Origin of the sequence: Rhodobacter capsulatus (assembly GCF_052363175.1) — a bacterium.
Classification (GTDB): Bacteria; Pseudomonadota; Alphaproteobacteria; order Rhodobacterales; family Rhodobacteraceae; genus Rhodobacter; species Rhodobacter capsulatus_D.
Genome location: NZ_CP198946.1, coordinates 3234705 through 3259221 on the forward strand (window position 1 = coordinate 3234705; position 24517 = coordinate 3259221).

Annotated in this window: 23 protein-coding genes, 1 tRNA gene and 2 pseudogenes; 11 read left to right on the forward strand and 15 right to left on the reverse strand. The window is 64.6% G+C overall.

The window, feature by feature from the left end; all coding sequences use genetic code 11:
• Positions 1–15 precede the first annotated feature (15 nt).
• From ACTTAI_RS16795 to ACTTAI_RS16815, 5 genes are all read left to right on the forward strand, one after another.
• On the forward strand, positions 16–336 hold the full coding sequence (locus ACTTAI_RS16795) for a helix-turn-helix domain-containing protein (RefSeq protein WP_074743390.1): 321 nt from the start codon (positions 16–18) through the stop codon (positions 334–336).
• Positions 336–1268 carry an ImmA/IrrE family metallo-endopeptidase gene (locus tag ACTTAI_RS16800; protein WP_444452654.1) on the forward strand — a complete coding sequence of 311 codons (933 nt, stop codon included), beginning with the start codon at positions 336–338 and terminating at the stop codon, positions 1266–1268. Before ACTTAI_RS16795 ends, ACTTAI_RS16800 begins: the two co-directional genes overlap by 1 nt.
• A gap of 398 nt (positions 1269–1666) precedes the next feature.
• Positions 1667–2164, forward strand: coding sequence for a DUF2924 domain-containing protein (locus tag ACTTAI_RS16805; RefSeq protein ID WP_444452655.1), 498 nt, complete (start codon positions 1667–1669; stop codon positions 2162–2164).
• A gap of 2 nt (positions 2165–2166) precedes the next feature.
• A complete protein-coding gene (locus ACTTAI_RS16810; protein WP_444452656.1) occupies positions 2167–3498 on the forward strand; it encodes a recombinase family protein in 1332 nt (443 codons plus the stop codon).
• The gene (locus ACTTAI_RS16815; protein WP_444452657.1) at positions 3495–3890 is read left to right on the forward strand and encodes a hypothetical protein; all 396 of its coding nucleotides are present in this window, start codon (positions 3495–3497) and stop codon (positions 3888–3890) included. Before ACTTAI_RS16810 ends, ACTTAI_RS16815 begins: the two co-directional genes overlap by 4 nt.
• Positions 3891–3941: 51 nt before the next feature.
• Here the strand turns inward: ACTTAI_RS16815 and ACTTAI_RS16820 are convergent, their stop codons facing one another.
• The 8 genes and pseudogenes from ACTTAI_RS16820 to ACTTAI_RS16855 form a co-directional block, all read right to left on the reverse strand.
• On the reverse strand, positions 3942–4661 hold the full coding sequence (locus ACTTAI_RS16820; protein ID WP_444452658.1) for a hypothetical protein: 720 nt from the start codon (positions 4659–4661) through the stop codon (positions 3942–3944).
• A 473-nt stretch (positions 4662–5134) separates the two neighbouring features.
• A tRNA-Ser gene (locus ACTTAI_RS16825) sits at positions 5135–5224 on the reverse strand.
• Positions 5225–5285: 61 nt separating this feature from the next.
• Positions 5286–6546: pseudogene (locus ACTTAI_RS16830) on the reverse strand (mechanosensitive ion channel family protein); the annotation flags it as partial.
• 780 nt (positions 6547–7326) lie between these two features.
• Positions 7327–7467: pseudogene (locus ACTTAI_RS16835) on the reverse strand (hypothetical protein); the annotation flags it as partial.
• 300 nt (positions 7468–7767) lie between these two features.
• Complete coding sequence (locus tag ACTTAI_RS16840; protein ID WP_444452659.1) at positions 7768–8796, reverse strand: cysteine synthase A; 1029 nt, start codon at positions 8794–8796, stop codon at positions 7768–7770.
• Between the two features lie 64 nt (positions 8797–8860).
• Positions 8861–9997, reverse strand: a complete 1137-nt coding sequence (locus ACTTAI_RS16845; protein WP_444452660.1) for an NUDIX domain-containing protein — start codon at positions 9995–9997, stop codon at positions 8861–8863.
• A gap of 33 nt (positions 9998–10030) precedes the next feature.
• Complete coding sequence (locus ACTTAI_RS16850; protein WP_444452661.1) at positions 10031–10507, reverse strand: TrgA family protein; 477 nt, start codon at positions 10505–10507, stop codon at positions 10031–10033.
• Between the two features lie 112 nt (positions 10508–10619).
• On the reverse strand, positions 10620–12041 hold the full coding sequence (locus ACTTAI_RS16855; RefSeq protein ID WP_444452662.1) for a cryptochrome/photolyase family protein: 1422 nt from the start codon (positions 12039–12041) through the stop codon (positions 10620–10622).
• A 135-nt stretch (positions 12042–12176) separates the two neighbouring features.
• Between ACTTAI_RS16855 and ACTTAI_RS16860 the strand changes: the two genes are divergently transcribed.
• The 6 genes from ACTTAI_RS16860 to neuC all read left to right on the forward strand — a co-directional run bounded on the left by ACTTAI_RS16860 (position 12177) and on the right by neuC (position 18604).
• Complete coding sequence (locus ACTTAI_RS16860) at positions 12177–13238, forward strand: extracellular solute-binding protein (RefSeq protein ID WP_444452663.1); 1062 nt, start codon at positions 12177–12179, stop codon at positions 13236–13238.
• Positions 13239–13353: 115 nt separating this feature from the next.
• Positions 13354–14382, forward strand: coding sequence for an N-acetylneuraminate synthase family protein (locus tag ACTTAI_RS16865; RefSeq protein WP_444452664.1), 1029 nt, complete (start codon positions 13354–13356; stop codon positions 14380–14382).
• Positions 14379–15176, forward strand: coding sequence for a glycosyltransferase family 25 protein (locus ACTTAI_RS16870; protein ID WP_444452665.1), 798 nt, complete (start codon positions 14379–14381; stop codon positions 15174–15176). The genes ACTTAI_RS16865 and ACTTAI_RS16870 overlap by 4 nt, the downstream gene beginning before the upstream one ends.
• Positions 15173–16669 (forward strand): capsular polysaccharide export protein, LipB/KpsS family, encoded by a 1497-nt coding sequence (locus ACTTAI_RS16875; protein WP_444452666.1) that lies wholly within the window; start codon positions 15173–15175, stop codon positions 16667–16669. The genes ACTTAI_RS16870 and ACTTAI_RS16875 overlap by 4 nt, the downstream gene beginning before the upstream one ends.
• Before the next feature lie 49 nt (positions 16670–16718).
• Positions 16719–17489, forward strand: coding sequence for a hypothetical protein (locus ACTTAI_RS16880; RefSeq protein WP_444452667.1), 771 nt, complete (start codon positions 16719–16721; stop codon positions 17487–17489).
• Positions 17486–18604 (forward strand): UDP-N-acetylglucosamine 2-epimerase, encoded by a 1119-nt coding sequence (gene neuC, locus ACTTAI_RS16885; protein WP_444452668.1) that lies wholly within the window; start codon positions 17486–17488, stop codon positions 18602–18604. The genes ACTTAI_RS16880 and neuC overlap by 4 nt, the downstream gene beginning before the upstream one ends.
• A gap of 2 nt (positions 18605–18606) precedes the next feature.
• Here the strand turns inward: neuC and ACTTAI_RS16890 are convergent, their stop codons facing one another.
• From ACTTAI_RS16890 to ACTTAI_RS16920, 7 genes are all read right to left on the reverse strand, one after another.
• On the reverse strand, positions 18607–19554 hold the full coding sequence (locus ACTTAI_RS16890) for a Gfo/Idh/MocA family protein (RefSeq protein ID WP_444452669.1): 948 nt from the start codon (positions 19552–19554) through the stop codon (positions 18607–18609).
• Positions 19548–20339, reverse strand: a complete 792-nt coding sequence (locus ACTTAI_RS16895) for an SDR family NAD(P)-dependent oxidoreductase (protein WP_444452670.1) — start codon at positions 20337–20339, stop codon at positions 19548–19550. The genes ACTTAI_RS16890 and ACTTAI_RS16895 overlap by 7 nt, the downstream gene beginning before the upstream one ends.
• Before the next feature lies 1 nt (position 20340).
• Positions 20341–21045, reverse strand: coding sequence for an acylneuraminate cytidylyltransferase family protein (locus ACTTAI_RS16900; protein WP_444452671.1), 705 nt, complete (start codon positions 21043–21045; stop codon positions 20341–20343).
• 271 nt (positions 21046–21316) lie between these two features.
• On the reverse strand, positions 21317–21667 hold the full coding sequence (locus tag ACTTAI_RS16905; RefSeq protein WP_444452672.1) for an H-type lectin domain-containing protein: 351 nt from the start codon (positions 21665–21667) through the stop codon (positions 21317–21319).
• A gap of 126 nt (positions 21668–21793) precedes the next feature.
• On the reverse strand, positions 21794–22192 hold the full coding sequence (locus ACTTAI_RS16910; RefSeq protein WP_444452673.1) for a F0F1 ATP synthase subunit epsilon: 399 nt from the start codon (positions 22190–22192) through the stop codon (positions 21794–21796).
• Positions 22193–22201: 9 nt separating this feature from the next.
• A complete protein-coding gene (gene atpD / locus ACTTAI_RS16915) occupies positions 22202–23620 on the reverse strand; it encodes a F0F1 ATP synthase subunit beta (protein WP_444452674.1) in 1419 nt (472 codons plus the stop codon).
• A 21-nt stretch (positions 23621–23641) separates the two neighbouring features.
• Positions 23642–24514: a F0F1 ATP synthase subunit gamma gene (locus ACTTAI_RS16920; protein ID WP_110806624.1), complete on the reverse strand. Its 873-nt coding sequence runs from the start codon at positions 24512–24514 to the stop codon at positions 23642–23644.
• Positions 24515–24517: the final 3 nt, after the last annotated feature.

Here is a 24517-nt window from a genome sequence, read left to right on the forward strand (position 1 = left end):
GAAAAGGGTATTGCCGTGCCAACACCACTAGGGGAGCGCGTTCGCGAGCAGCGGCGAAAGCGCGGATTGACCCTGGAGGGACTCGCCGAGCGGGTCGGCTCCAGCAAGAGCTACATGTGGGAAATAGAGAACAAGGAAGTCGTTCGTCCCTCGGCCGAGAAGCTGGCCATGATCGCCACCGCGCTCGACACCACAGTCGAGTACTTATTGGCCGGTGACGGTGAAAAAGAAGAGGAAAACGCCGAGGACATAGCTTTCTTCAGAAAATACAAGAAGATGGCGGCGCCGGAGAAAGAACGCCTGCGACGTATACTGGATGCTTTGGACGACGATTGATGACCAACGGAAAGCGGAAATCGCCCCAGCAAGAGGCAAATCGGCTCTCGATCATGCTCCGGCACGTTCTGGGCGGAGACCGCTTTCCGGTCGACGTCGAAGCCTTGGCACGAGAAGTCTCCCGCAACAACGCAGACCCGATCGGGAAGATCGTGGGTGGCGAACTTCCGGGGTTCGAGGGAATGCTCCGACCGCACCGAAAGCGCCCGGAATGGCACATCGTCTATAACGACGACCCCCGGTATTCTGGCCGCGTTCGCTTCACCATCGCGCATGAGTTCGGTCACTACCAGCTTCATCGTCCGGTCCTGTCCGACCGGGACTATAAGGGCGGAACCCTCCAGCGCGATTGCGATTTTCAATGCAAACCGCTGCTGCCGAATGCCTGGCAGGACGCAGAACGACAACGCGAGGAAGAGGCGGACACTTTCGCCTCCTACCTGCTGATGCCGCTTGATGACTACCGTGAGCAGATGAACGGCGAAGAAATGACCGTCGATCTGCTGAACCACATCACCGATCGCTACGGCGTTTCACTGCTGGCCGCCTGCCGGAAGTGGATCGATTTCACGGACCGGCGGGCCGTCATGATCGTCGCGCGTGACGGTTTCGCAAGGTGGGGGCGTGCCAGCAAGTCTGCTCTCAAGAGCGGGATCTTCGTGCGATCGGGCATGCAGATCCCTGACGATGCGCTGGCTGCCCTCGGCGCCGACGAGAGGGGATTTGTCTCGGACCGGCCGGTCCAGCGACCGGCTGGCGTCTGGAACTTCAGTCGCGGGTCCGAGCCAGTGCGGGAACTGGCATTGGTGTCCGAGTTTCTGGACTTGTCCCTGACCATCTTGCAGTTCGACGACGCCGTCTATGGTCGGGACTTCGAGGAGGAGCCGATCCTCGACAGCTACGACAAGTTCATGGACGGGTGGACGAGTTGATTCGGCGCATCCGCCCGACCGACAGGTCAGTGCGGGGGCATTTCTGCTACGCAGATTTTCGCCACGCAGCGCAGATGTCCTCATCGACCTTAATAAACTGATTTACTTGATATTTTTATGATTTCGCGACACATTTTGCCTATCACAACAGTCGCGAAAACCCGCCATGTCCATGCCTCCCGAAGACCCGGTTTCCGGGCCCAATCCTCTATGCCCTGAACGGATGTCCCCTGATGCCCGGCTTGCCGAGCTGGGCCGTATTCTCGCTGCGGGCGTCGTTCGCCTGACTGCCGGGAAGTCCAGTTCTTTATCGCCCGCCGACGGAGACAGTTCCGTGGACTACCCGCCCCGAAAGAGCGGTGGTCGTCGCAGGAAACGCATCCGCATCGGAGGAATTTATGAAGCATCACAGTAAGATATCGCCGCCCAAGCCCGGGCAGGACGCCCGCCTGGACCAAAGCGTCCTGTCGCGCATCGCTGCGCTCAAGGCCATGTCGGTGAAAGAGCTGAAGACCGAATGGGAACGGCTCCTCGGCAGCGCCGCACCGAACAACAGCCGCGCCTTTCTGGAGGCCCGCATCGCCTATCGCCTGCAGGAACTGACCTATGGCGGCCCTGATCACGAGACTCGCCGCATGCTGGACCTGCTCGCCGACGAGGTCGAGGGCGTCTCCCGCCGCAAGAACCAGATCGCGGATCCCCGCAATCCGGTGGCAGGCACGCGGCTGATCCGGGAATGGAACGGGGTCGAGCACACCATCACCGTGCTGAAGGACGGTTTTGAGTGGCAGGGCCGCAAATACAAATCGCTCTCGGGGATTGCCCGTGAGATCACCGGCGTGCGCTGGAACGGCTATCGCTTCTTCGGGCTACAGGTCCGACCGCGGGAGGTTTGACCATGGACATGAACACGCGCCCCGGCCGCCGCCTGCGCTGCGCCATCTACACCCGGAAGTCGAGTGAGGAAGGGCTCGACATGGAGTTCAACAGCCTCGACGCCCAGCGGGAGGCCTGCGAGGCCTATATCGCCAGCCAGAAATCCGAGGGCTGGGTCGCCATCCGCGACCGCTACGACGACGGCGGCTTCTCGGGCGGCAATCTGGACCGGCCGGGGCTTAAGCAGCTGCTGGCCGACATTGACGACGGGCTGATCGACGTGGTGGTGGTCTACAAGATCGACCGGCTCAGCCGCGCCCTGATGGATTTCTCGAAGCTGGTCGAGGTCTTCGACCGCAACGGCGTCACCTTCGTCTCGGTTACGCAGTCCTTCAATACGACCACCTCGATGGGGCGGCTGACGCTCAACATTCTGCTCAGCTTCGCCCAGTTCGAACGCGAGGTCATCGGCGAACGCATCCGCGACAAGGTTGCCGCCTCGCGCAAGCGCGGGATCTGGATGGGGGGCTATGTGCCGCTCGGCTACGATGTGCAGGACCGCAAGCTGGTGATCAACGAGGCTGAGGCCGCCTCGGTGCGCCGGATTTTCGACCGGTTCGTCGAACTCGGCTCGGCCACCATGCTGGCGAAGGAGCTGCGGCGGGAGGGGTTTCGCAGCAAGCAGGGCACGCTGATCGACAAGGGCTACCTTTATCGGGTGCTCCGCAATCGCGTCTATCGCGGCGAGGCCGTCCACAAGGGGAAAGCCTACCCGGGCGAGCACGAGGCCATTGTTACCGACAAGATTTGGGATCAGGTCGACGCCATTCTGCAGGGCAACCGCCACGCCCGGTCCAGCAACAGCCGCATGCAGACGCCCGCGCCGCTGAAGGGCCTGATCTTCACCGACACCGGCGCGGCCATGACCCCGACCGCGACCAAGAAACGCGGCAAGCTCTATCGCTATTACGTGTCGATGGACGTGATCAAGAACCGCACGACAGAGGACGACAGCGCCAGCGACCTCGCTCCGACCCGCCTGCCTGCGGGCATGGTCGAGGACGCCATCGTCACCGAGGTGCGGCGCATCTTGCAGACGCCCGAGGTGGTCACGCAGGTGCTGGCGGCGCTGAAGCGCGATCAGGTGTCCGAGGCCGAGGCAATCGCGGCGCTGCATGATTTCAACACGCTCTGGGCACAACTGTTTCCGCTCGAACAGGCGCGGATCATCCAGCTTCTGGTCCGGCGCGTCACGGTCACCGCCGCCGGGCTCGAGGTCGACATCCGCCGCGAAGGTGTCGCGGGCGTCATCCGCGAGATGATCGCCCCGCGCGACATGGAGGCCGCCGAATGACCAGAGGCAATGACACTATCCGCGTGCTGATCCCCCTGAAGCTGCGCAAGAAGAATGGGCGGCCCAAGATCATGCCGCCCGCCGATTACAGCCCGAGCGAGGATCAGACGCAGGACCCGCACATCCTGCGCGCCATCGGCCGGGCATGGGGCTGGCGGCGGCGCATGGAGGCAGGTGAGTTCGCCACGATCCAGGAACTGGCCGAGGCCGTCGGTCTGGCCGAACGCCATGTCAGCCGCCAACTGCGCCTCGCCTATCTGGCACCAGATGTGCTGAAGCGCCTGACCTGCGGCCGCGAGGCGTCGGCGGTCAGTCTTTACGATCTGTGCTTTCTGGCCGGGGAGACATGGCAGGAGCAGGCTGAGCGGGCGTTTGGCAAGCCTAAACGCTGAACCACGCGCGCAGGATGCCGTGGCGACGAAAGCTGCATGACGATTGCACTCCTATTCTTGCACGACCCTTAACTGCTGATTGTCGTCATGTTCATCACGCTGGTAATGCGCGCGAAGCTGAGCCATGATCGCTAATGTTCTGCGGCCGCGTGCGGCGCTGTTTGTGAAAATTTCTTTTTGCGCTGCCGCCTTATCCGTGTCCTTCTGATGTTCAAGAAGTGAGAGCATCGTCGGCAAGCGGGTAACGGCACCTTCGGCCCGCTTTTCGATGTATCCAACTATCTGCAACAGTTCAGACAGCGGCACAACGTGATCGCCGCCCGTCTCGTGCTGTCTGAACATCCAGTCGATAAGTTCTGATCTGGCTGCAGACAAATCGTCGTCCGGCCATTCTCTCTTCGGCGCGCGGAAGCTTTTCATAGCGTATCGAACGAGCTCCGCAGCCATCTGCATCGCGACGGGAGGTGCAAGCCGAGTGCCCGTGAATTCCAGAAACTCGCCATAGTTGTTTATCGATGCTGAACGGGATTCCATGCAAGGATGCTTCGGCCAAGGTGGGCCAAGTTCATCGAACCACACCTTCCCACCATTTGGCGATTCATAATAAAAGACAGCCTCGCCGCACAGCGGGCAGCGAGCGTTCGGACTGACGAAACCGTCGGAATGCCCGAGCGACCAGTAAGAACCGGCTCGCTGACCAGCTCCGCCGCCCGTGTCGCCGCCCCACCCACAATCGCAATCAGGCGGGTGGTTCCATCCATTACAGCTCACTCTAACCTCCTGAAAAAAACGCGATCGTGCGATTTGAACGACGCTCTTTTCGTAATTTCAAGCCGTTGCAATGACGTGGTGACGATTAGGTCGTCTCTTGATCTGTCCTAGGCCCGTTTGACATCGCGCCCTTCTGGGGGCCGAAGCTGTATTTGTCAGGAGAGACTTCGCGCAAGACTCCTTAGACATACCAACGACCACGCCGCCCGTGTCGCGTCTCCGTCTGCTTTGAGACAAGCCGTAACCAGCGAAACAGGGGCGCAACGCGATCCCGCCAGTTCCTTGTAATGCATGGATGTTTTGAACCCGTCTCGCAGAGAGCGAGGGGCGGGTCGAAAGAGACGGTAGGCATTCAGAGACCGATCGCGCGCAGTTGGCCAGTCTCCGAAGGGCGGATGGCCCCTGCAAACCCCTTTGGCACATAAAGAAAAAGGCCCCGCGAGGGACCTGTTTTCAGGTTTGCAATGTGCAAGTGGCGGACGGGATGGGATTCGAACCCACGAGACGGTTCCCCGCCTACACACTTTCCAGGCGTGCGCCTTCGACCACTCGGCCACCCGTCCGCGGCCGGGTTTAGCGGCAAATCTCCCCCCTCGCAAGGGGGGAGATCATCCCGTCATGCTCTCAGCGATCGTCGCCTTCCTCGGCGCCATCATTGTCGGACAACACCGCAATCCCCTCGCCCGGTTCGGGGCGGGCCGGGGACGGCGGCGGCGCAATCGTGCCGTGGCCCACCACCATCTTCTCGGCGGGCGGCACATAGTCGGGCCGCAGCATCTCGGGGTTGCGGATCCAGACGTCGCGCTGCGGGAAGGGAATCTCGATCCCCTCGCGCCCGAAGCGTTCCGCGATCTGGTGGTTCATCTCGGAATGCACCCGCAGCTTGAAGTTCACATCCGACAGGATCGCCCGGATCTCGAAGTTCAGACTGTCCGCCCCGAAGCCGGTGAAGACCGCAAAGGGCGGCGGCGTCATCATGACCAGCGGATGGGCCTGGGCAATCTCGGTCAGGATCGCCTCGATCCGGCGGGTGTCATTGCCGTAAGCCACCCCCACCGGCACGATCAGCCGCCCGGTCTTGTTGCCACGCGTCCAGTTCGTCACCGCGCCCGAGATCAGATCGGCATTCGGCACGATCACGTCGGTGCGGTCGAAGGTCTCGATGATCGTCGCCCGCACCGAGATGTTCCGCACGATACCTTGACGGCCACCGACTTCGATCCAGTCACCTTCAGAGATGGGGCGCTCGACCAGCAGGATGATGCCCGAAACGAAGTTCTGCACGATCGTCTGCAGACCGAAGCCGATACCCACCGAGAGCGCCCCGGCAACGATGGCGAGCGAGGACAGATCAATCCCCGCGGTCGAGATCGCGATCAGCGCAGCGAGCAGGATGCCGACGTAGCCCAGCCCCGAGACGATGGCGTTCTGACCGCCCTTGTCGATCGTCGTGCGCGGCAGGATCGAGGCCTTGAGCGCGCCCTGAAAGATCCGCGTCAGCGTGTAGCCGATGGTGAAGACGACGGCGAAGGTGATGAAGGACGAGGGCGAGATCCGCACGCCGCCAACCTCGATCCCGGCCTGGAACGAGGTCCAGAGCTCGACCAGATCATCGACGCGCGCGCCCCAGATCAGCGCCAGAACCGGCATCGAGGCGAGCGCCAGCAGGAAGCCGCCCAGCACCGGCAACAGCGCGTCACGGCGGGCCTCGGGACCTGAGATGGTGACGTAAAGCTCGGCAATGAAGCTTTGCAGCGTGATCACCAGCGCAAAAAAGCCCAAGCGTCAGCACCGCCGGCCAGATCAGCGCATTGGCGGCGCTGACATAGCCGATGACGCCCAGCGCCGGCCCTGCCACGGCGATCAGCAAGAGCGCATTGCCAAGCCAGCGCAGAAGGCCAAGGCGGAAGGCGCCGTCGGCTTCCTCGGTCAGGTTCGCACCGCTGCCCTGACGGCGCAGAAGCTGCCCCATCCGGAACAGCGCCAGCGCCGCAAAGACCTGCAGCGGCACCTGCAGCACCGAGAGCGCCGCATCGGCCCTGTCGGCCACGGCCGCGGCGCGGTCCGATCCAAGCTCGCCGGCCCCGCCCAGGAAATCCTCGGCGCGGGGGGCGACCCACATTTCGATCAGACGATAGGCCATGAAGCCAAGGCCCAGCATCAACGCATAAACCCTGCCCTCGGCGCCGGGGGTGATCACCCCCTCGCCTGCCTGCGGCGGGAAGACCCGGGTGCCCAGCCAGCGCGCCGAGAGCACGACAAACAGCATCCCCGGCGCGAGCAGGTAAAGCGAGGCGAGGATCGGTCCGAACAGCGCCGTCTTGTCGAGCGCCGTCGTCGCCATCACCGCCCCCGCCGTCGGCAACAGCACCTGACCGAAGCTGACGATGCCGGAAATCAGATTGCGGCCGCGCATCGCGGTTTTCGTCAGCAACCAGCGCGTCAGCCGCGCCATCCAGGCCCCGCCGCGCGCCAGCAGCAACAGCGCGCCAAGGATCAGGCCGATGATCAGGGGGGCATTGTCGCGGGTGGTTTCGTAATTCACCGGCTGGGTGAAACGCCAGCGGGTCTCGTCATAGATCCACTCGCCCATCCAGCGCAAAAGCGAGGCCCCCGCGGGCCAGTTCACCGGGTTGGCCACCGAGGGCGAAAGCCGCAACAGCTTGTCCGCCTGACGTTCGCGGATCAGCTTGTCGATGGCACGGATGATCGCATCCGAGCGGCTTGCGGCCTCGGTCGCCGAAATCCCCGGCGCCTGCAGCTTGGACAGCTTGGCGTTCAGATCCTCGCGCCGGTTTGCGATCAGCGGATCTTCGGTCGCCCCCCTCGGCCGGTGCCGGCCCCAGCGCCGCGATCTGGCTTTTCAGCGTCTCGATCTGGCCGGCGTTGGTGTCTTGCGCCTCGGTAAAAGTGGTGCGCCATTTCACCATTTCGGCGCGCATCTCGGTCAGCCGGGCGTCGGAAATCTCGCCCTTGGCGACGGCCTCCTCGACCTGCGACGAGGCTTTGGTGAAGGCCTTGTAATTCGGTTCGCCATCGCTTTGCGCCGCCACGGGCAGCGCAAGGACCAGCGTCAGCAGAAGGATGCGCAGAAACAGGCGGGCGATCATCCCTCGAACACCTCCGGCACGGTCTGGGCGCGGCCATCGAGCCAGACCGGCACCGGCAGGCCCTTGGCCCGCAGGAATTCCGGGTTGAACAATTTCGACATGTAGCGGGTGCCGTAATCGCAAAGCACCGTGACGATGGTGTGACCCGGCCCCATCGCACGCGCCATGCGGATCGCCCCCGCGACGTTGACGCCCGAGGAACCGCCGACGCAGATGCCTTCCTCGGACAAAAGGTCAAAGACCACCGGCAGCGCCTCGGCATCGGAGATGTTGAAGCTCATGTCCGGGGTGAACCCTTCGAGGTTCGCGGTGATCCGGCCCTGCCCGATACCTTCGGTGATCGAGGAGCCTTCGGATTTCAGCGCGCCGGTGGTGTAGAAGCTGTGCAGTGCCGCCCCGTCCGGGTCGGCCAGCGCGATCTTCACGCCCTTCGGTTGCAGCGCAAGGCCCACCCCCGCCAGCGTGCCGCCCGAGCCCACGGCACAGACGAAGCCATCGACCTTGCCGCCGGTCTGTTCCCAAATTTCCGGGCCGGTGGTTTCCAGATGCGCCTGCCGGTTGGCGGTATTGTCGAACTGGTTCGCCCAGACGACGCCATTCGGCTCGGTCTCGGCCAGCGCCTCGGCCAGACGACCCGAGTAGCGGACATAGTTGTTCGGGTTGGAATAGGGCGCCGCGGGCACCTGCACCAATTCGGCGCCGGCCAGCCGCAGCATGTCCTTCTTTTCCTGGCTCTGCGTCTCGGGGATCACGATGACGGTGCGAAAGCCCATCGCCGATCCCACCAACGCCAGACCGATCCCGGTATTGCCCGCCGTGCCCTCGACGATGGTGCCGCCGGGCTTCAGCGCACCGCGCGCGATCGCGTCGCGGATGATGTAAAGCGCCGCCCGGTCCTTGACCGATTGGCCGGGGTTCATGAACTCGGCCTTGGCGAGGATCTCGCAGCCGGTCATTTCGGACGCCTTCTTCAGGCGGATGAGCGGCGTGTTGCCGATGGCGGCAGCCAGGTCCTTGCAGATCATGTCTCTCCCTCGTGCCGGGGCGTTGGGCCCGGTCGGGCAAGACTAAAGGGCAAGCGGGGGCGCCTCAAGTCCCGAGGGCGCTTTTGCGCAACTCCTCGCGCAGACGTGCCAACCAGAGCGCGATCACAATGAGCGGCCCGTTCTCGATTTCACCGCTGTCGATCAACTCCATCATCTGCGCGAAAGGAATGCGGTGGCTGCGGATATCCTCGCCCTCGGCTTCAAGGCCGCCAAGCCCGGCGCCGGTCTCGGGCAGGTCACACAGACCGATGTAGCAATAGAGATATTCGCTTTTCGCCCCGGGCGAGGGGTAATGCGCAGGCGCCGCGATCAGGCGGCCCAAGGTCACGCCCGCCTCCTCCTCGGCCTCGCGCCGCGCGGCCTCTTCGGGGGTTTCGCCCGCATCGACACGGCCTGCCACGGTTTCCAGCGACCACGGGTTCGCATCGCCGCGCGCAAACGGACCGGGGCGGAATTGCTCGACCAGAAGCACGGTGTCGCGGACGGGATCGTAAGGCAACACCACCGTCGCATCGCCCGAAATGAAGGCGGCCCGGTCGAGCACGGCGCTCATGCCGCCGCTGAAACGGCGATGACGCAGGCGGTAATCCTCGACCGCGAAGAATTTCGCGTAAGGCGTGGTCAGGCTTTCGACCTGCACATCGCCCGCGACCGTGGTCCGGCGCAGCGTGGCCGGGCGCGGCTGGGCGGCGCGCAGACGCGAGGCGGCCCGCACGCGGATCATCGGATAGCGCGCAATCGCGGCCTCGGACGACACCTGCCCGCGCAGCGCCATCACCTCGGCCACGGCGAGCGTCGCCAGATCACCCTTTTCCGCGGCCCAATCGGCCAAAGCCCAAAGCCGCCCCGGCGTCCAGCGCCGATCCTCGGGCAGATAGGCCAGCGCCTTCACCGCATTGCCCGCGGCATCGACAACCGCAAGGACATCCTTGCGATAGCCGATCTCATACCAGTCGAGCACCTCTTCCTCGGCCGCACTCACCTCGGCCAAAAAGCCCTCTGCGCCCACGGGGCCGGGCACGAGCAGCGGATAGCCGAGTTCGGCACCCGCGGGATCGCAGGCATGGCGAACCTCATAGCCGGTCGCGCGGGCGGGATGCAGGTCGGGAGAGCGGCCCAGAACCGCCGCAAGCAGCGGCTGATGGCCGAGGGTGCCATAAAAGAAATAGAGTTTGCGCAATGAACCTGCCCCGGTTTGCGGTTGGGGCGCGGCCTATTGCCAGCGTTTCCACGCCCATTCGGCAAGCATAGCGGAAAGGATCGCCCCGCAAAAGAGCGTGGCCAGCACATCCAGCTGGATCGCCTCGGTGCCCAGCCGCATCCCTTGTGCCAGAATGTCGAGAAGCGCCTCGCTCGGGCTGTCATAGCGCCCGTGCACCATCTCGCGCATCATCTGCAACGCGCCCAGAAACAGCATTGTCCAGAGCAGCAGATAGATCGCCGCATGCAGGCCACGCTCCACCGCCTTGACCAGCCCCTTGCCCGGGCGCATTCCGATCACCCGCCAGCCCAGAAGCAGCCCGAAAGAGGCCGCCATCAGCGCCAGCCCGTGGATCTCGGCGCCGGGATGGAGTTTGCCGGGGATCAGCTCCGCGGTGACAAACCCAGTGGCCGCCAGCCCCAGCGCCCCGAACAGCTTCGCTGTCGTGGGAAGGGCCACCTGGGTGTCGCGCAGCACGACTTTCTGCATCTCAGAACTCCGACCGATCCTCTGGAGGAGGCATTCATGACTTAATTTTATCGACGGAAAATGTGGCGCGAATCGGGATGCAATCATGGCGGGAACGGAAACGATCCCGCGGTTATGGCTCTTTCGTTGACCGGGCGGCATAGGCGGCCAGCGCCCGTTCCCGTCCGGCCGCCAGATCGATCAGCGGTGCGGGCAGCGCAGGGCCGGGCACCAGTTGCCACGACTTCGGCACGGCGGCAAAGAAATCGCGCGCGGTCTGCGGCGCATGGCGGTTGCCCTCGGCCAGCCAACGGCGGCGATAGGTGCCCTCGGGGTCGAATTTCTCGGCCTGCGACGCCGGGTTGAAGATGCGGAAATAGGGCGCAGCATCCGGGCCGCAGCCCGCCACCCATTGCCAGCCCATCGCATTCGCCGCAGGATCATGGTCGATCAGGCAGTCCTCGAACCAGCGCAGCCCGACGCGCCAATCGGTCAGCAGATGCTTGGTCAGATAGGAGGCGACGATCATCCGCGCCCGGTTGTGCATCCGCCCGGTTACGTAAAGCTCACGCATCGCCGCATCGACAACGGGCTCGCCGGTCTGGCCGCGCCGCCAACGCTCGGCCGCGGGACTGTCGCCCGCCCAAGGGAAGTCATCCCAGTCCGCGCGCCAATTCGCCTGAGCGAGCGTCGGATAATGAAACATCAGATGCCAGGCAAACTCGCGCCAGACCAGTTCTTTCAGGAAGGTCTCGGCGCCCGCCCGGCCTTCCTGCATCGCGCGCCATCCGGCGTGCCAGATCACCCGCGGCGAAATCTCGCCCCAGGCGAGGTTCTCCGACAGCTCCGAGGTGGCATGATCGGCGAGATGATCCCGCCGCGCCTGATAGGTCTCGATCCCGTCGCGCAGAAAGCGGTCAAGCCGGGCCTGCGCCGCGGCCTCGCCCACGCGGGCATATTTCGCGACGATCGCCCCCCCGCGCCGCATCGCGCAGCCAAGCCCCAGATCCGCAAGACTGTCGCCGCGCAGGATCGGCCCCGGGCGCAGCGCCGTAACTGGGGGCAAGGGCCTCGCCACCGGCAGGCCGCGCACGGCTTTCCAGAACGGCGTGTAGACGCGATAGGGACCGCCCTGCCCCGTCTTCACCTCCCACGGCGCGAAAAGCACCTGCCCATCGAACGAGCGCGCCTCCAGCCCCTCAGCTTTCAGCGCCGTCTTGACCGCGGTATCGCGCGCAATCGCCACCGGATCGAGATCGCGTTGCCACCAGACGGCCCCCGCCCCGCTTTCCGCGACAACCTCGCGCAGCACCGAAAGCGCCGCGCCCCGGCGCAGCACCAGCGGCACGCCGCAGCGTTCGAGCGCCGGGCCAAAAGCCGCAAGCGCTTGTTCCAGACGCCATTTCGGCGCCGCGCCATAGGCCTCGGTCACGGGATCAAGAATGAACAGCGCCAGGACCGGCCGCCCGGAGGCAGCCGCTTCGGCCAGCATCGGATGGTCATTCAGCCGGAAATCGCGGCGCAACCACAAAAGGATCGGGGTTTCACGGGTCATGCCCCCCAACTGGGGCAGCAGGGCCGGTTCGGCAAGGGGGCGCCGCGCCGCAAGAGCGGCGAAATATTCGCTTGTTCGCACGCGTTGTGCGGTCTAGCGTTTCGCCAAATCCACAATCAACGGGGAACGCCACTCATGAAGAAATCATCGCTTCTGCTTGCCTCTGCTACAGCCGCGCTGCTGCTGTCGCTGCCTTCGGCCCCGGCCCGTGCGGGCGATTCCGGCCTTCTGGTCTTCGACTGGGCCGGCTTTGAGGTCGAGGGCCTGTATCAGGCCTACAAGGACAAATACGGCGATGCGCCGACCTATTCCTTCTATGGTGACGACGACGAGGCCTATCAGAAGATCGCTTCGGGCTTCAAAGCCGACGTCGCCCACCCCTGCTCGCAGATGGTGTCGAAATACCGCGATGCCGGGCTGATCGAGCCCTGGGACCCGGCGAAGATCCCGGCCATCGCCGATATCGATCCGAAATACCTCGACTCGCCGATCTTCAAGGACGACAAGGGCGTCTGGTTCATCCCGACCGACTGGGGTGCCGCGGCCATCGCTTACAACCCCGAAGAAGTCCCGGCAGAGGATGTCGCCTCGCTGCAAGTCTTCGTGAACCCGAAATATCAGGGCCGTGTGTCGCTGCCGAACTCGTCCGATGACGTCTGGGCGCTGGCCTATCTGGCGACCGGCGTGACCGACTGGACCAAGGTGACGGATGAGCAATTCGCCGCCGCCGCCGCCTGGCTGCGCGAGGCGCACAAGAACGTGCTGAGTTACTGGGCCGACCCGGCCGAGCAGGCGCAGACCATGGCCTCGGGCGAGGTGCTGATTTCCTGGTCGTGGAACGACGGCGTCACCAACCTGCGCAACGAAAACTACCCGGTCGCCTTCCAGCGCGAGCCGAAGGAAGGGTCGTCGACCTTCTTCTGCGGCTATGTGAATCTGAAGGACGGCCCCGGCGACGAGCAGAAGGCCTATGACTTCATGAACTCGTGGCTGCGCCCCGAAGCCGCCCGCGCGCTTCTGGACAACATCGGCTATGGCCATTCGAGCCTGAAGGCGATGGCGACGATCCCGCTCGAAGAGCAGATCAAGGCGGGCATCGGCCCGGTCAACGCGCCGATCCTGCCGCAGGTGCCGAACGATCCGCAGCTGCGCGAAAAGCAGCTCGCCGAGTTCGAAAAGATCAAGGCCGGGTTCTGAGATCGCGGTTTCCGAAATGGGGCGCCTTCGGGCGCCCCTTGCTTTTGCCCGCGGCTTGACGGGTGCGGCGCGGGGTTCTATCGCCTGAGGGCGAAACCAGCGAAGGGGACAGGCCATGAAGATCGGAACGCGGGAGATCGGACCGGAGCATCCGCCGCTGGTCATTGCGGAAATCGGCATCAACCACGGCGGCTCGCTGGCGGTTGCCAAGGAAATGGTGCGTCTGGCCGCGGCCTCGGGCTGCGAATGCGTCAAGCATCAGACCCATATCCTTGAAGACGAGATGACCGACGAGGCGAAGCAGATCTTTCCGCCCAATGCCGATGTCTCGATCTGGGAGGTGATGGCGCGCTGTGCCCTGTCGCGCGAAGACGAGATCGAGCTGAAGCGCTACACCGAGAGCCTTGGGATGATTTACCTGTCGACGCCGTTTTCGCGCGCGGCGGCGGAGTTTCTCGAAAGCATCGGCGTGCTGGCCTACAAGATCGGCTCGGGCGAGGCGGACAACCTGCCGCTCATTCGCCACATCGCGCGGCTGGGCAAGCCGGTGATCCTGTCGACCGGCATGCAGACGATCGAAAGCATCCGCGCGAGTGTCGCGATCCTGCAGGCTTCGGGCGTCGAGTTTGCGCTTCTGGAATGCACGAACCTGTATCCCTCGCCGCCCGAGATCGTCTCGCTGCGTGGCGTCAAGGATCTGCAAGACGCCTTCCCGGGCGTGCCGGTCGGTTTTTCCGATCACTCGATCGGGCCGGAGATGGCGCTGGCGTCCGTGGCGCTCGGCGCCTGCATTCTGGAACGCCACTACACCGACACACGCTATCGGATCGGCCCCGACATCATCAACTCGATGGACCCGTCGGAGCTGCGCCATCTGATCGACCGCTCGAAGGAAATCTGGATCGCCTCGCGCAATCCGAAGGAACGCACCGCGGCCGAAGAGCCGGTCTATCGCTTCGCTCGCGCCTCGGTCGTCGCGGATCGCGCCCTGCCCGAAGGCCATCTGATCACCGAGGCCGACATCTGGGCCCGCCGCCCCGGCTCGGGCGAGATCGCGGGCTATGATTTCGACAAGGTGGTGGGCAAGCGCACCACCCGCGCCCTGCCCCGCAACACCCAGCTGAAATGGGAGGATCTGGCGTGACGCTCTCCCGGGCAGATCTTGGCGTCTGGCTGATCAACCTGCCGCGCGCCACCGCGCGACGGCAACGGATGGAGGCACAGCTGGCCCGGATGGATCTGGGTTACAGCGTTTTCGATGGCGTCGACGGCAAGGCCCGCAAGGACGAGCTGGTCAAGCTGATGGACCTGCCCGCTTTCGAGCGCAATCTGGGCCGCAAGGTGCTGTGGGGTGGCATCGGCTGCTACACCTCGCATCTGGGGGTCTGGCGCGAATTTCTGGCCTCGGGCAAGCCTGTCGCGCTGATCATGGAAGACGACGTGGTGTTTCACGACGACTTCCTCGCGGCCGTCGATCTGGCGCTGGCCAATGATCACGCCTGGGACATGCTGAAACTGAACCGGATCCGGGCGAAGCTGCCGATCTGTCAGGGGCGGCTCGGGCCCTATCGGGTCAATGCCTATCTGGGCTCGGCCACCGGCACCGGCACCTATCTGATCCACCGCGCCACGGTCGAGAAGCTTCTGCCCGCGATGATCCCGATCACCCGCGCCACCGACCACGAGATCAACCGCTTCTTCCGCCACGATTTCCGCCTGTTCGGGCTGGAGCCCTTCCCGAGCCATGTCGATGACGGCGGCGAAAGCCTGATCACCGGCACCGGCTTTGGCGATGTGGCGAAGTTCAAATGGTATCGGCGCCTGCCGCATTACCGGCTGAAGGCCGCGAATTACTTCCGCCGCGGCTGGTGGCTGGCGAAAAAGGGCTTCCTGATCCCGCGCTGCGACCGCGATCTGAGTCTGGAGATCGAAGAATGACAATTCGGCTGGTGGTCGATGGCCGCGGCGCGCATCGGCGCGAGATGATCGAAACGCTGATCCGCAAATCGAACGGCGGCATCGAACTGGCATTCCACTCCGGCGACGTCGGGGCGGACCTGTCCGGGCCGGACCTGTATCGCATGCGCCCCGCGCGCAACGGGCAGGACGATCTGATGCAGGGCTTCAAGGCGCGCGGCGTGGATCTTCCGCTGCTGGCGTCGGAAGACTATCGGCGCATGGTGGAAACCGCCGTCGATCAGCTGCACCGGTTCGACCCGACCTTTCGCTACAGATCGCACAACCTGCGCAACCTGCAGGATTATCTCGACTATTATCACATCCTGGCCGAAGCCTTGGCGGCCAAGCTGGTCGAGACGCGCGCGACGCATGTGCTGTTTCTGAACGTCCCGCATCTGGGCTATGACACCATCCTTTATCATGTCGCGCGGGCGCTTGGCCTGAAGACGCTGGTGCTTTACCAGACGCTGTTTCCCAATCGCTTCTTCTCGATGGAGCGGGTCGAGGATCTTGGCCTTGCCGATCTTGAGACCAGCACCGCAGCGCCGATGCCGATCGAAAAGGGCTCGGCGCCGGATCTGTTCTACATGGACCCGCGCTGGCAGGATCAGGGCCCGCGCGGAAAGATCAGCCGCCATGCGATTGCGCGTTTCATCAAGCACATGGCCCTGCGCAGCCCCGGCAAGCTGCTGAACCCGGCCTATATCCGCCGCACCCTTGGGCGCATCTCCGCGATCTACGAGAAGCTGCCGGATTGGCGCGATCCCTTTGCGCGGTTCTTTCACGACAATGAGCTGGCCTATTTCGAACATCTGGCGGAATACGAAACCGGCAAGGTCGATTGGGACGCGGATTTCATCTACGCGCCGCTGCACAATCAACCGGAGCTTTCGACCTCTGCCCTGGGCGGTGTCTGGCGCGACCAGCTGCTGATGATCGAAGCTCTGGCGCATGACCTGCCCCCGGGCTGGAAGATCTACGTCAAGGAAAACCCGCGGCAGGGGGCCTTTGCCCGGGGACCGCTGTTCTTTCATCGGCTCAAGCGGATCGAGGGGGTGCAATTGCTGCCCTCGCACAGCAACACCGCGCTGCTTTCGGCGAAGGCGAAGTTCACCGCCACCGTCACCGGAACCGCCGGTTGGGAGGCGATCCGCAAGGGGCGCCCGGCGGTCGTCTTCGGTGGCGCCTGGTATCGCGCCTTGCCCGGCGTCATCAACTGGAAGCCCGGCCTGGACTTCAAGGCGATCTCGCAGCTCGGCTTTGCCCACGAGGAGCTGGAACGGAAAACCGGCGCCCTTTGGGCGCGTGGCCACGAGGGCGTTCTGGAGACGATCTATACGGAAATCGCCAAGGATTACGATGCCAACGCCAATGTGGAGCGGGTCTCCGACACGCTTCTGGCGCTGCTGACCGGCAAGACGGAAGTCTCTTTCCCGCCGCCGTCACCGCAAAAGGACATGCCCGATGCCTGACCATCGGACCGCCCCCCCGCGCGCCCGCAAGATCGCGAGGTTCTAGGCCATGGCCGGGGCTTTCCTGCATCTGCGCGACACCTGGAACCTCGGCGACCGGTGGTGCTCGCCCTTCGACTGGTTCGACTGGCCCGAGGACGCTTTCGCCGCCGATATCCGCAAGCCGGTCGCGGCCTATGACTGGGCCGTTCTGGGCGGCGGCAAGATATTTGGCGGGGTCAGCACCTACCCCGGCGTGAATCAGGACCTTCGCGGGCGTCACATCGCCTGGGGCGTCAGCACGGTGCAGATGTTCCCGTTTTCGCTGCGCTACGCGCGGGCCCGCCGCCTGTGCAGGCTGGTCGGCAGTCGGGACTATGGCGATCGCGACTACCCCTGGGCGCCCTGCCCCAGCTGCATGTCGCCAGAGTTCGACGCCCCCGCCGCGCCCGAACATGACCTCGTCTTTTATGCCCACGCGGGCAAGACCGGCAAACAGGGCCTGTCGATCCCGGACTCGATTCCGGTACTGACGAATGCCGCCACCGCCTTGCCCGAGGCGCTTCGCTTCATCGCGAGCGGGCGGACGGTGGTGACCAACTCCTACCATGGCACCTATTGGGCGCTGCTCATGGGGCGGAACGTCTTGTGCATTCCGTTTTCCGGGAAATTCGCCCGGTTCCGGCTGCCGCCCGCCTATGCAACGCCCAAGAACTGGCTGTCGCAGCGGCACACGGCGCAAGCCCAGCCGGAGATGCTGGCCCTCTGCCGTGCCCGCACGCGGGAGTTCAAGGATCAGGTGGTTGCGGAAATCAATCTCATGAAGGGCGGGCGGACATGAAATCCATCCTTTTCGTCACCGGCACCCGTGCCGATTTCGGCAAGATCGAGCCGCTGGCCATCGCCGCCCGCGATGCGGGGTTTGTCGTCTCCTTCCTGGTCACCGGCATGCATATGCTCGAGCGCTACGGGCTGACCAAGATCGAGGTCCACCGCGTGCAGGGCGCCACCGTGCATGAGTTCCTCAACCAGCGCGAAGGCGACCCGCAGGATCTGATCCTGGCGAAATCGATCACCGGCTTTTCCGACATCTTCGCCGAGCTGCGCCCCGATCTGGTGGTCTTCCACGGCGACCGGATCGAGGCTCTGGCCTGCGCGCTCGTCTGTGCCACGAATTACATCCGCTCGGCCCATATCGAGGGCGGCGAGGTCTCGGGCACGATCGACGAGGTGTTCCGGCACTGCAACACCAAGCTGGCCGCCTGCCATTTCGTGTCCTCGGAAGCGGCGGCGAAGCGGGTGATGACCTTGGGCGAACCGGCCGACAAGATCCATGTCATCGGCTCGCCCGAGCTTGATTTCCACGCCCGGCCTTCGGGGGTGACCCTGCCCGACGTGCTGCGCCGCTACGACATCCCGTTTGACGATTACGGCGTGACGACCTTTCACCCGGTCACCTCGGAAGCCGCGACGATGGGGCGGCAGGCGGCGGATCTGTTCGGGGCGCTCGACGCCTCGGGGCGGAACTTCGTCGTCATCGCGCCGAACAACGATCCCGGCTCACGCGATATCTTTGCGGTGCTGGAAAAGCTGCCGCGGGAGCGGTTCCGGCTGATCCCCTCGATGCGGTTTGCGCATTTTTCCGAGCTGATGAAGAATGCCGCCTGCCTCGTCGGCAATTCGAGCGCCGGGGTGCGCGAGGCGCCGTTTCTTGGCATCCCCTCGCTCGATATCGGCTCGCGGCAGACGAACCGGGCCGAGGCGCCGTCGCTGTTTTCCGCCGATGCGGCGGATCGGGGAAAGATCGACGGGTTCCTGACCCGCGAATGGGGCAAGCGCTACCCGCCCCATACCGCCTTTGGCGAGGGCCGCGCGGCCGAGCGATTCATCGATGTGCTGCGCGACGAAGGCTTCTGGCAAGGCGGGTTGCAGAAGACCTTCGCCGATCACGGCTGAGCTCAGCCCATCTCCATCTCGACCTGCCCGGTGAAGCGCCGGGCAGACCAGGCTGTGGCGACCATCTCGTTCACCGGCCGCATCGTGGTGAAGCGCGGCGCGAGCGGTTGCAGATCCGCCCCCGGCCCTTCGGCGATGAGGCGCAGGAAGTCGCGCATCGCGCCCATGAACATGTCGTTGCGTTCGAAGACGTAAGCTTGGCTGGTGCGGCGGCCGGGCGTCAGGAACGTGATCTCGGGCGTCAGGAAATCGACCTCGATCAGGCGCTTGAGCCCCACCAGCCGGGCGCGGCGGATGAAGACGGGCGAGAGGTAATCCATCGAGACAGTGCCGACCGGCCCGCCCGTCGCTGCAAGCATCAAGGTGGTGGCGAAATCGACGCCGGGGAACGACGGATGGCCCAGGCTTTCCGCCCCGCGCAGCGCGAGGTCGGGGAAAAGCACCATCGCCAGATCGACCTCGTGCGAGAGGTCGAGAAGCACCCCGCCCCCCTCGGGCCGGGCGGCGTAGCTGTCAGCGAACCGCCAGTTCGCCCGCCATTGCCGCACGTCATGGCCGATCTCGAAGGAGAAGCGGTAGATGTCGGAGAGGTCTTCCGCCGCCAGCGCCTGCAGCGCCGGGTTGTAGCGCATCATGAAACCGATCAGGCTGCGATCGACGACCGGCGCCGCGGCGGCATAGATCGCCGCCACCTGCTCGGGCGTGTAGGCCAAGGGCTTTTCGACGTAGAAGGGCAGGCCCATTCGAGCGCAGGTCTCGATCAACTCAAGCCGGATCTGGGTTTCGGTGGCGATCACCACCCCGTCCAGATCACTCCGCGCGGCGAAGGCGGCAGCGTCGAAGCTGCGCCATGGCAGATGCGAGACGGTGCAGCCGAGCGCGCCCAAGTTGGCCGCATGCCGCCGCCCGATCGAGCCTGCACCGATGACGGCGATCCGGGCGCTTACCACGCCGAGAACCCGCCATCGACATTGACCAGTTGCCCGGTCATGTAGCCCGCCCCTGCCGAGCACAGGAACAGCATCGCATCGGCGATTTCATCCGGTTTTGCCATGCGGTTGAGCATGATCAGCTCGCCCACGCGGCGCTGGAATTCCTCGGAATGGTTGTTGAAGACCGCGCCCGGGGCGATGGTGTTGACCGTGGCGCCGCGCGGCGCCCAGTAGCCCGCAAGCCACACCGTCAGCCCGTGGATGCCCGCCTTGGTCACACCGTAAGCCGAGAAATTCTTGAACGGCATGCCCTCGTAAATCGGGTGATGCGCGCCATTGAGCGCATACATCGAGGCGACGTTGATCAGCGTCGCAGGCCAACGGCCGACGATATCGCGGTCCATCTGCCGGGCGATCATGAAGGCGCCTGTGAGGTTCGTGCGGAGGGTGCGCTCGAAATCGGCGACCGAGGTATCGGCGAAATCCGGGAACGGCTTGCCCGCGCCCATCAGCATCTCGCCGGTGATGGCGGCATTGTTCAGAACCACATTGGGCTCCCAGCCATCGGCCAGAACGCGCTTGAAGATCTCGGTCACCTGCGCCTCGTCGCCCACGTCCAGATCGTAGAAGCGGAAGGCCTCGTTGCCCGCGTGGGCGGCTTGCAGCGCCTCGGCCCGGTGGCCGGGCAGATCGGTCGCCACGACGCGGGCGCCCTGGTCGAGCATCCGGCGCACATAGGTCGAGCCCAGCACGCCGCCCGAGCCGGTGATGAAAATGGTGCGGCCCGAAAGTTGGTTCGTCATCTCAGTTTCCTTCCGCGATGCGGTCGTTCATCAGCATTTCGACCAGCCGGAAATCAAACGGCGTGTCGATATCAAGGCAGCGCTCGGGCGGCATCTCGAAGGGGATCACCCGGCCTTCGTAGATCGTCTTGGCCCGGCGCAGATAGTCCGAGGACAGCACATAGGTCGAGGCCGCATGTTCCCAGACCTTGGGCGCCGATTGCCGCGACCAGACCCCGCCCGGCAGCGGTTTCGAGACATGCAGCGCCCCGGTCTCATCGGCCTCGACAAGGTTGAAATAGGGGTTCTTGCGCGCCTCGCAGACGCTCATCACCATGTCGGGTTTTTCCCGGGCGAACAGATCCAGCGCGCCCTCAAGGTCTTCGGGCAGCCGCAGCGGCGAGGTGCAGTCGAGATCGACGAAGGTGGTCACGGGACTGCCCAAAGCCCCCTGCCCGGCCTCGAGCGCATGTTGCCAGACCCCCCATTTCGGCGCCGCATCGGTGGCCAGATGGTCTGGCCGCAGCCCGATATCGAGCGCGCCTTTCGCCACCGCATGGTCATAGATGCGTTCGTCATCGGTCGAGACGACAACGGCATCGATGCGCGGATTGGCAAAAAGCTGGTCGAGCGACCAGTCGATCAGCGGCTTGCCCGCGATCAGCCGGAAGTTCTTGCCGGGCACGCCTTTCGAGCCCTTGCGTGCGCCGATATGGCCCAGAATCATGGTTGTTCCCCTTGCCGGTTTCCGGCGGTCAGGATGGTGTGACGGATGACGCTTGGGGCGCAGACCAGCCCCTGCCCGCGCGCCGCGGCGCGGATGTGATCGGGCTTATCCACGCGCTGCCAGATGTCGGCAAGGTGTTGCACGGGCGGGCCTCGCAGGCTGGAGAAGTCGCGCGCACCATCAGGGAGAGGGCGGCGAAAGTCAAGTTGAGGGGCGGCTCCAAAGCCCCGCCGCACCCGCGCGTGACGGGACGGTGAAAGCCATTCGGGGTTCAGCCCACGTCCCAATCGTCGTCATGGGCGCAGCCGCCGATCGCCAGCCAATCGGCGCGGACGCGGGCGACGCGGGTGTCACCCCAGGTGCGGAAGACGATGACGAAGCCCTCGGCCGTGATCATGTCAGAGGTGATGTCCATGCGTGGATTGTGCTTCTGGTCGATATCCCACATCGACAGCGAGACCTGCACCGCTGGCGCCTCGCGGAAGGGCTCGTCGAAAACGACCACGCGGCGCAATTCGCGCGGGCCCTCGCCGGTCCACATCACGCCGCCATCCTGATAATCGGAAAACAGCACCAGCGAGCCCTGCGCCACGCCGATCCGGGTCGAGGAATACTTCTTCATCTGCCTTTACCGCTCACTCCGGCCTTCCACTCGGCTCAGGCTAATCCGCGGCACCAAAAGGAAAAAGCGAAAAGCAAAGGCCCCGGCACGAAGACCGGGGCCCAAACTCGCCTGAGAGGTGATCCCTCAGAGGTTGATGTGCGTGCCAAGCGCTTCCATGTCGGCGAGCATCTTGGCGGCGGCATCGGCCACCGTCGGATGCGCGGCGTCCGCGACTTTCTTGGCTTCGGCCAGCATCTCGGCATGAACCGCGGCGGTCAGTTCCGCCCGGGTCAGACCGCGCTCGGCCAGAACGGTCACCTTGTCGCCCGAAACCTCGGCGAAGCCGCCCGTCACGGCGTATTCCGCCGTGCCTTCGGCGCTGACCACGGTCAGGATGCCCGGCCGCAGCGAAAGGATGACGGGCGCATGGCCCGGCATCGCCGTCAGGTCGCCTTCCACGCCGGGAAGACGGACCTCGCGGGCCTGAACGGAAGCGAGCTTCCGTTCGGGCGAGACGAGGTCGAACTGCATCGTATCGGCCATGATGCCCCCTTACGCCGCAGCGGCGAGGCGCTGGGCTTTCGCGATCACTTCGTCGATGCCGCCAACCATGTAGAAGGCCGCTTCCGGCAGGTGGTCGTATTCACCGGCAACCACCGCCTTGAACGACTTGATGGTGTCTTCGAGCGGAACCTGCACACCGTCAGAGCCGGTGAACACTTTCGCCACGTCGAAGGGCTGCGACAGGAAGCGCTGGATCTTCCGGGCGCGGGTCACCGTCAGTTTGTCTTCTTCCGACAGTTCGTCCATGCCGAGGATGGCGATGATGTCCTGCAGCGACTTGTAGCGTTGCAGCATGCCCTGCACGTCACGCGCCACCTGGTAGTGCTCTTCGCCGACGACTTGCGGGTCGAGGATCCGCGAGGTCGAGTCGAGCGGGTCCACGGCCGGGTAGATGCCGAGTTCCGAGATCGCACGCGACAGAACGGTCGTGGCGTCGAGGTGGGCGAAGGACGTGGCCGGGGCCGGGTCGGTAAGGTCGTCGGCCGGCACGTAGATGGCCTGCACCGAGGTGATCGAACCGGCTTTGGTCGAGGTGATGCGTTCTTGCAGCGCGCCCATGTCGGTGGCGAGCGTCGGCTGGTAGCCCACGGCCGACGGGATACGGCCGAGGAGCGCCGACACTTCCGAACCCGCTTGGGTGAAGCGGAAGATGTTGTCGACGAAGAACAGCACGTCGGTCCCCGACTGGTCACGGAACTGTTCCGCAAGGGTCAGACCGGTCAGCGCCACGCGGGCACGGGCCCCCGGGGGTTCGTTCATCTGGCCATAGACCAGCGCCACTTTCGACTCTTCGAGCTTGTCGAGGTTGATAACGCCCGATTCGATCATCTCGTGGTAGAGGTCGTTCCCTTCACGGGTCCGTTCGCCAACGCCCGCGAACACCGAGAAGCCCGAGTGCACTTTCGCGATGTTGTTGATCAGTTCCATGATCAGAACGGTCTTGCCCACACCGGCGCCGCCGAAGAGACCGATCTTGCCGCCCTTGGAATAGGGGGCGAGCAGGTCGATCACCTTGATGCCGGTGACGAGGATCTGGCTCTCGGTCGACTGAGCGGCGAAGTCCGGGGCCGGCTGGTGGATCGCACGGGCTTCGGTTTTCGCAACTTCGCCGCGCTCGTCCACCGGCTCGCCGATGACGTTCAGGATGCGGCCGAGGGTGGCGTTGCCCACCGGAACGGTGATCGGGCCGCCGGTGTCGGACACGGCAGCGCCGCGCACGAGGCCTTCGGTCGCGTCCATGGCGATGGTACGGACGGTGTTTTCACCAAGGTGCTGCGCCACTTCGAGAACGAGGCGCTTGCCGTTGTTGGTGGTTTCAAGGGCGTTCAGAATCGCCGGGAGGCCGCCTTCGAACTGCACGTCGACGACGGCGCCGATGACCTGGGTCACTTTGCCTTTGCTTGCCATTCTCTTCTATCTCCGGTTCCGTCAGAGCGCCTCGGCGCCCGAGATGATTTCGATGAGCTCTTTGGTGATGGCGGCCTGACGCGAACGGTTGAACTCGATGGTCAAACGATCGATCATGTCACCCGCGTTGCGGGTGGCGTTGTCCATGGCCGACATCTGCGCCCCGTTGAAGGACGCATTGTTTTCCAGCAGCGCGGCGAAGATCGCCGTGGCCACCGCACGCGGCAGAAGCGCGGTCAGGATTTCCTGATCGCCCGGTTCGTAGTCGTAGACCGCCGAGGCCGAGGCCGCTTCGGTTTCGAACTGCGCCGGGATCACCTGCTTGGCGGTCGGCACCTGGCTGATCACGCTCTCGAAGGTCGAGAAGAAGATCGTCGCGACATCGTATTCGCCCGCGTCGAAGCGGTCGAGGATGTTCTGGGCAATCTTCTGCGCCACCGGGTAGCTCAGCTTCTTCACTTCGCTCAGGTCGATGTGGTCGATGTAGTACTGGCCCAGATCGCGACGCAGGGCGTCGCGACCTTTCTTGCCGACGGTGAGGATCTTCACCGTCTTGCCGGCCGCCAGCAGTTCATTCGCCTTCGCCTTCGCGAGCTTCGCGATGTTGGCGTTGAAGCCGCCGCAAAGCCCGCGCTCGCCCGTCATGACGACGAGGAGATGGACCTTGTCGGAGCCCGTACCAGCCAGCAGGCGGGGAGCGCCTTCGGTCGAGCCCACCGCAGAGGCAAGGCTCGACATCACGGCGTTCATCCGCTCGGCATAGGGCCGGGCAGCTTCGGCGCTTTCCTGGGCGCGGCGAAGTTTCGCCGCCGCGACCATCTGCATCGCTTTCGTGATCTTGCGAGTGTTCTTGACACTCACGATCCGGTTTTTCAGGTCCTTAAGGCTGGGCATCTC